7 protein-coding genes are annotated in these 7,460 nt (G+C 43.2%); 3 read left to right on the top strand and 4 right to left on the bottom strand.

The features are described 5' to 3' along the window. Positions 1-101: 101 nt before the first annotated feature. The 3 genes from RMO79_RS17500 to RMO79_RS17490 all read left to right on the top strand — a co-directional run bounded on the left by RMO79_RS17500 (position 102) and on the right by RMO79_RS17490 (position 3,852). Entirely contained in the window at positions 102-1,295 is a 1,194-nt protein-coding gene (locus tag RMO79_RS17500; RefSeq protein ID WP_310484523.1) for a pentapeptide repeat-containing protein, read from the top strand. 519 nt (positions 1,296-1,814) lie between these two features. Then, the gene (locus RMO79_RS17495) at positions 1,815-3,362 is read left to right on the top strand and encodes a DUF4419 domain-containing protein (RefSeq protein ID WP_310484521.1); all 1,548 of its coding nucleotides are present in this window, start codon (positions 1,815-1,817) and stop codon (positions 3,360-3,362) included. Positions 3,363-3,624: 262 nt separating this feature from the next. Further along, positions 3,625-3,852: an addiction module protein gene (locus tag RMO79_RS17490; RefSeq protein WP_310484519.1), complete on the top strand. Its 228-nt coding sequence runs from the start codon at positions 3,625-3,627 to the stop codon at positions 3,850-3,852. A gap of 107 nt (positions 3,853-3,959) precedes the next feature. Here RMO79_RS17490 and RMO79_RS17485 read toward each other — a convergent pair whose 3' ends face one another. The 4 genes from RMO79_RS17485 to thrS all read right to left on the bottom strand — a co-directional run bounded on the left by RMO79_RS17485 (position 3,960) and on the right by thrS (position 7,300). Then, positions 3,960-4,643 (bottom strand): Uma2 family endonuclease, encoded by a 684-nt coding sequence (locus RMO79_RS17485; RefSeq protein WP_310484517.1) that lies wholly within the window; start codon positions 4,641-4,643, stop codon positions 3,960-3,962. A gap of 18 nt (positions 4,644-4,661) precedes the next feature. Continuing rightward, positions 4,662-4,970 carry a hypothetical protein gene (locus tag RMO79_RS17480; protein ID WP_310484516.1) on the bottom strand — a complete coding sequence of 103 codons (309 nt, stop codon included), beginning with the start codon at positions 4,968-4,970 and terminating at the stop codon, positions 4,662-4,664. Then, a complete protein-coding gene (locus RMO79_RS17475; protein WP_310484515.1) occupies positions 4,967-5,380 on the bottom strand; it encodes an HYD1 signature containing ADP-ribosyltransferase family protein in 414 nt (137 codons plus the stop codon). The genes RMO79_RS17480 and RMO79_RS17475 overlap by 4 nt, the downstream gene beginning before the upstream one ends. Before the next feature lie 111 nt (positions 5,381-5,491). Then, entirely contained in the window at positions 5,492-7,300 is a 1,809-nt protein-coding gene (gene thrS, locus RMO79_RS17470; protein ID WP_310484513.1) for a threonine--tRNA ligase, read from the bottom strand. Positions 7,301-7,460: the final 160 nt, after the last annotated feature.

Raw genomic sequence — 7,460 nt, 5'->3', positions numbered from 1 at the left:
GGTTAATCTGTAATAATTTCATCTGAAATCTAGATGGTGGGCATTGCCCACCTTACACCTTTTCGTCATACTTTTTACAACCCAATTGGATCGGATCGCTCATGTCAGAAATCAAGCCTAGTAATGTCGATGTTGTGATGGGTGGACAAAATCATCCACCTGTTGGTGCTGCTGTTTTAGGTGGTGGTGCAGTTGCCAATAGACGACAATTAGCCCAGCAATGGAATTTAAGTCCTGAAGTAGGCGAACGATTTAGCCTGTATAACGATCTGAGCGGAGCTAATCTGAGTGGATCCGACTTGAGAAAAGCCGATCTGACTGAGGTTAAACTGACTGGTGCTAATCTAACTGGAGTTAATTTAAGTTGTACAGACCTTCGTAACGCCAACTTGAATGGTGCCAATCTGTTTAAAGCTGACTTGAGTGGTGCCGAACTGATGGGAGCCAAGCTGTCTGAAGTCGATTTGTCTGAAGCCAATCTAGAGCGCGCCGATTTGAGCGAGGCAGACTTAACTTTAAGCAAACTGAGTAAAGCGAAGCTTAGTGGTGCTTACTTTTGTGATGCTAATTTATCTGGTACCGATCTGAGCAATGCAGATTTGCAGGGAGCCAATCTGAGTGGTGCCAACCTAAGAGGCTCTAATCTAAGTGGTGCCAAAGTGAGTAGCTCGTATTCCTCTACTAACCTAAGTGGTGCCAATCTGCACAAAGCTAACCTAAGTGGTGCCAATCTGCACAAAGCTGACTTGAGTAATGCTGACCTGAGTGGTGCCAATCTGTATAAAGCTGACCTGAGTAATGTTTACCTAAATGGTGCTAATTTGGGTCAAACTAAACTAATTGGTGCTGACCTGAGTGGTGCCAATCTGCATAAAGCTGACCTGAGTAATGCTGACCTAAATGCTGCTAATTTGGGTCAAACCAAACTAATTGGTGCCAACTTAACTGGAGCAAACCTGAGTAATACTAAAGGGTTGTCCACTGACCTGAGTGGTGCGAACTTGAGTGGTGCAAATCTAAGTGGTGCCAATCTGTTCCATGCAAACCTCAATGGTGCAAATCTGAGTGGTGCAAACCTGAGTAGCGCGAACCTGAGTAATGCAAACCTCAATCGTACGAACCTGAGTAGTGCCGATCTGTGTCAAACCAGTCTGAGTAAGGCAAATTTGGATAACGCGGACTTGGATAGTGCCATTTTGAGGGGAGCAATTGTCGAGAATGCTTCCTTCAAAAATGTTCTGGGGCTATCCGAGACAGATCGAACTACTCTTCAACGAAGAGGAGCGCGTTTCTAGAGATTAGCTCTATCAACGATCGAGATAAATATCTAAAAGTACCTAAACATAAGCCCACCATTTTAATTAACGATCGAGCTAAATAACGTGAGTTCGGCAAAAGGAAAATTGATTTGCTCCGTTCATGCACCGCCCTGAACTATAAGTTCGGGCTAATAGCTCAAGTTCTCTGAAGAGAACTGCCGAACTGATTACTAATTAGTTCGTTTTAACGAACTTTTGCTATGAGCAACTAATTCATTTGAGGGCGGTGCGGAAGCGAAGCTAGAAGTCGTTTTAAGCTAAATTTTAAAAAATGTGTGGATGTACAAGTCCCATTATCTTTAGATCTGACTGTTGCGACACGCAATCGTAGAGATTTTGAATTAGTGCCCAACCTCAAGATCGTTGATTGGACTCAGTAATTTTTGTCAATGAAGTCCGATCGTCTCAATTAAATATTATATCGAATCATCGATCGGGAATTTTAGCGATCGACGTTGTAGGCTTATGAGAATCTGCCCTAGTGAGGTGAGAAAAATGTCCTCGATCGCGCCAATTTTAGAACGCAGCACGGGTAAAATCCGGTTTGGAGTAGATGATGTCAAACCTGCTATAGATCGATTGCCGACGGTATTTGCCCGATCTCAATTCGAGCAAGTTTTGACGACTCCGTTATTAGCATTCAGTCACGATGAGGCATTTGAGACGATCGCAGATCGCGAGATTCATCCGTTAGCATTGTCAGTACACGCGGCTTTTAGCGAACATCGATCGTTACAACTAACGCCAGATATCATTTGGTTGACGATCGCTCAAGGATTCGCGCAGCATATTAATAACAATGCTGAAGAATTACGAGCGAGTTTTGTCAGCCATCAAGGTAAAGAAAAACTGGTAGCTGAGATTGACAATTTACCAACTTTACCCGCACATTGGGCGACAGTCATCGAGCAATGGACTTTACTCATCAGAGATCGGGTGGGTGCGGATGTTTACCAATTAATGGAATGCAATTTTAGTACCACCACACCAATTACGCGAATCGCCAGCCATGTAGTAATGATGGATGCTTTTCAGCAGTACTTTGACTATGTAATGCTGTGTGGGTGCGGGATTCCTGAAATTACCTTACTCGGTACAGTTGCAGATTGGCAGAATATTTACGATCGCGTGGCAAGTTTAAAACAGTATAACTTGGGTTGGTGGGTCGATCGATTGTTGCCAATTTGTCAGGAATTTATAAATACAGCTCAAGGTAAACCCGATCGAGATTTCTGGCAATGTATCTATAAACCCCAATCGGTTTATGAAGTTGAATATATGACAGGTTGGCTCGCAGATCTCTTTCCATATCTCCGAGATCGGATTACCAAAGCTCCTACAGTTCGCAATCGTTTATTAGATCTCGATTGTTGTAAGTTACCCCACCCAACAGATAAAGATACATGGTTTAGTCCGCCTAGTAATGGAATTGCGCTAACAGATTTACCACTAGGAATATCTCAGGTTGCCTTCAAACTAGTATACCGACAACTAGATACTACTACGAAGTTAGATTTAAAATCGATCGCCGGATTTATCGGCGTTCGTCAAGATCCATCTGGAAGATTACAGCCAGAAATTGGCTGGGGCGTGCGCGATTCAACCGATCGATTCGGTCGATTACTAGATCGAATTCAACAAGAACATATTACCGAGCCACCGCTAGATCGATCGAGTCGCCTACCGGAATCGATTCCGCGTGAATTAGTTCAAATGCTAAAGCGGTTTAATGGTGCGACTATACATGGAGATCGCGATCGTACTTGGCATATTCTCCCCACTCATGAATGGGAAGATTATTGGAATGACGATTATCCCGACAACCACCTCTGTGCCATTACTATCGCTGCTTTTATCGATCTTAGCGATGGTCGATCGATCGCCTTTAATTTTAATTTTCGTTCTCAGCAATGCTGGTTTTTGCTAGGAAACAAACAAGATAAATTTTCCAGTTCTACTGTAATTGCGACTAGCGCGATCGAGCTATTCGATCGAATGTTGGCATCGGATGAAGGTTACTTTTTTGACGAGCATAGTTGTTAAAGTAGATAAATACCGATCGAAATCTAGATAATAGCAAATACCCACAATCTATTAGTATTCCCAAATCGCTACTATTATTAACAGTCAAAATAACATTGGCGATCGCCGAGATGAGTGGGTTATAATACATGAGCTGATAAATTACTGAATTCAAGCCAAAATATGAACTTACAACTTCTTAGCAAAACCGATAAATGTCAATCTGTAATTTGTCACAATGCTATAATTTTAATGTTGATGTAAATTAGCGAACTAGATTAATATGAGCAATCATCCGCTTCTCAAAGTTGAAATTTCCCAACTAAGTATTTCCGAGCGCATTCAACTTGCCGAAGATTTATGGGATAGTATCCTAGACAGACAAGATGAAGTTCAATTAGATCCCGCACAACAACAAGAACTCGATCGTAGACTCGATCGACATCGGCAAGATCCTACTGCTGGCTCTAGCTGGGAAGGGCATTCAAGACATGAAAGTAATAATTGCTAATACTTTGACGATCGATAGTATCGGCAAACTGTCGAGTCTTCGTGACCAGCATTTGTCGTAGAAACTGAAGTACGGAATATGGGTTTAACGCTCGATCGAATTTAGAATTAGAGGGTATCTGGATCGATGCCTAATTCTCGCAGCTTATGATCTCTTTTCTGTTTCTCGATCTCTAATCGCTGATTATCTATTTCCAATCGCTGATTATCCGCAAGGATCGAATCGCGCTCGGTAGCGACATTATCGAAAGTTTCAAAAATTCGTCCATCTGGATGGGTGAGTTGTAGCTCAGTGCCATTTAGCTGAAAGTTAATGCCCAAGCGCGGACTAGTCCAGCCATTCATCTCATCGATGCGTTCTAGATAGAGATCTTCACTGCGTTGATAGCCTTTTAATATATACCGATCTGGATCGTAAATATAGTATTCTTCCACGCCACAACGGGCATAAATCTGTAATTTTCGATCCATTTCTCCCTCAGTATTACCTGGAGAAAGAATTTCAAATACCACCTGCGGTACGATATTATCTTCTTGCCATTGTTTATAGGAACCCCTATCACCTTTCGGTCTACCAAAGATAACCATGACATCTGGAGCCACTCGATATTTAGGATTACCTTCAATGGGATACCATAGCAAATCTCCAGCTACAAAAACTAGTTCTTCATTGCGGAACAGCCAATCTAGATTGCCATGAATGGTAGTAATCAACCGAAATTGCTTGGTATTATCTGCCATCGGTAAACCGTCGCTATCTGGATAAATAATCTCATTACTAGTAGCTAGCATCAAATTTACGCTCCTTACTTAGTTTTTTACAGGTGCTTTGTTCTCGATCGCAACTAATGATTCTGTCAGCTTTTGATTCGATAAATCCCACATTAACTCAAATTCTTTAGCATCGATAGGTTCCCCTATTTTCATGCCTGCTGTTGTCAATTGCTGGTCGCATAGACCAATCCCACCCAAATCTTGATGACATTTGTGACTAGAGTTAAACCATCTATCTCCATAATATTCAGCTTGTCTAATTGGCCAGTTTTCCTCATCGAATTCAATATACTGAATACCTATTCCTAGATCTGATTCTGCTGTAAATTTAAAGTAACTGTTCATACTAGTGTCTTTCCCGATCTAATTATTCGGTTGCTAATGTCTAAATCAACTCTACTTTCATGAAGATAGATATATTTATATTGACTAGAGTGAATGATTCTCAAGCTAGCAACATCAAACTCAATAAAACAATCCAGCTTTTCTGGGGATAGTGTCCCTCTCATAATACGGTTGGCAAGTTGAAAGATAGAAAGCTGACCTGATTCTATTTGCATTGGGGTCATCTCGGTTCTCGATCTACAAGCGATCGTCTCTGGTGCAAGATTTGTAAAATACTGACCTTCGCCTAATAAAATATCTCTTCCATTCGGCTTAGTTAAAGAAGGACGCAGCACCCTACTTTCTATAATAGCAAGTAGACCGTATTCAGTAGTGTAGTGGTAGAGGCTGTTATAAATATTTGTTGTCAAGGTTTCCAATAGCGATAAATAGCAGTGAGATTGGGTTCTGTTCTGCTGCCGAACCTACTACAGAAATTATATGCTGGAGTGAGACAAATTAATTTGTCTCACTCCAACGGATTAGAAATCGCTAAAATTCGCGATCGCATCTACAATCCGTTTCGTTACTTCATCGACACCAATTGCGCCTAATTCGCCCTCAATCCGGGTACGAATGCTAATGGTGTTGTTCTCCACCTCATTACCGCCAATGATGCCCACAATGGGGATTTTCGCCTTCTCAGCGTTGCGAACCATCTTACCCAGCCGTTCGTTGCTGGTATCTATTTCAGCGCGTACGCCAAGGGCGAGTAATTTAGCACAAACTTCTTTGGCAAATGGCATAAAGTCTTGAGCGACAGGTACCAAGCGCATTTGAACTGGAGCCATCCACACGGGGAAATCGCCAGCATATTCTTCAATTAAAATTCCGATTAGGCGTTCGAGCGAACCGAATGGCGCGCGGTGAATCATGACTGGACGTTGGCGGCTGCTGTTTTCGTCGATGTATTCTAGCTCGAATCGTTCGGGAAGATTGTAATCTACTTGAACGGTGCCCAATTGCCACTCGCGATCGAGTGCATCACTAAAGATAAAATCGAGTTTAGGGCCATAAAAAGCGGCTTCACCAATGCCGATGAAATGATCCATGCCCAGCTTTTCAACAGCACGGGTAATCGCGCCTTCGGCTTTATTCCAAGCATCATCAGTCCCGATATATTTATCAGAAGCTGGATCGCGGAAACTTAGGCGTGCTTTGAAGTTTTTTAGGCGAAGTTTATCAAATACCGAGAGAATCAAATCGACCACATTTAGAAACTCTTCATCCAACTGTTCGGGAGTTACAAATAGGTGTGAGTCATCGACAGTAAAGCCGCGTACGCGAGTTAAGCCACCAAGTTCGCCAGATTGTTCGTACCGATATACCGTCCCAAATCCAGCATACCGAATCGGTAAATCGCGATAAGAACGCAATTCGCTTTGATAGATTTGGATGTGGAACGGACAATTCATCGGCTTCATTACAAAGCCATTGTCAGCAGCAATATCTTCGAGATTGTCCGCCATGATGGGGAACATATCTTCCTTGTATTTTTGTCTGTGTCCCGATTTCATAAACAGATCGGTTTTGGCAATATGCGGCGTAACTACAGGTAAATAACCGCGTTTGGTTTGCTCTTTTTTCAGGAAGTCTTCGAGCGTATTGCGTAATAATGTCCCCTTAGGTGTCCAAAGTGGCAAACCAGGGCCGACTAATTCCGAGAAAATAAACAGCCCTAGTTCCTTACCAATTTTGCGATGATCGCGACGGAGTGCTTCTTCCTTGCGGCGTTCGTATTCGGCAAGCTGTTCGGGATTTTCCCAGGCGGTACCGTAGATGCGTTGCAATTGCGCCTTGGTTTCGTCGCCGCGCCAATATGCACCCGCCACTGATTCGAGTTTAAAGGCTTTGGGGTGCAAATCGCCAGTATTTTCGACATGCGGCCCCGCACACAAATCCCACCACTTATCGCCGAGGTGATAGAGGGTAATCGGTTCTTGCAATCCGGCGAGAATTTCTAATTTATATGGCTCGTTAAGTGCGGAAATTCGGGCTTCGGCTTCGGCTCTAGTTACTTCTTCTCGCACTACTGGCAATTTCTGATTGACAATCTTGATCATCTCCTTCTGAATTGTCTTCAGATCTTTGTCTGTAAAGGCATCAGGGCTGTCAAAATCGTAGTAGAACCCATTTTCGATCCACGGGCCGATCGTCACCAGAGCCTTGGGAAACAGCTTCTGTACCGCCATCGCCATCACATGCGAGGTGGTGTGTCTAATTTTTTTGAGGGTTTCCGATTCGCTGGTTTTAGGTAGATGGATTTTCTCTGGCTGTTCGGCGTTAGACATGGCTATCCCTGGCAAAATTTAATACTCACAACAGCGATACGAGAATCGATTCTCCACAGCGGCTTGCTGCTCGGCGCGGGTTCCGCGACCGTGGAAGCAAGACAAGACAGGAGACGCTCCGCGAACGCGATCGCTGTTAGATCTATTTTACCCAGGAATC

This window comes from Chamaesiphon sp. VAR_48_metabat_403, from assembly GCF_031422475.1.
Classification (GTDB): Bacteria; Cyanobacteriota; Cyanobacteriia; order Cyanobacteriales; family Chamaesiphonaceae; genus Chamaesiphon.
Note: the sequence above shows the minus strand (reverse complement) of the source record. Positions and strands in the feature narration are given on the sequence as shown.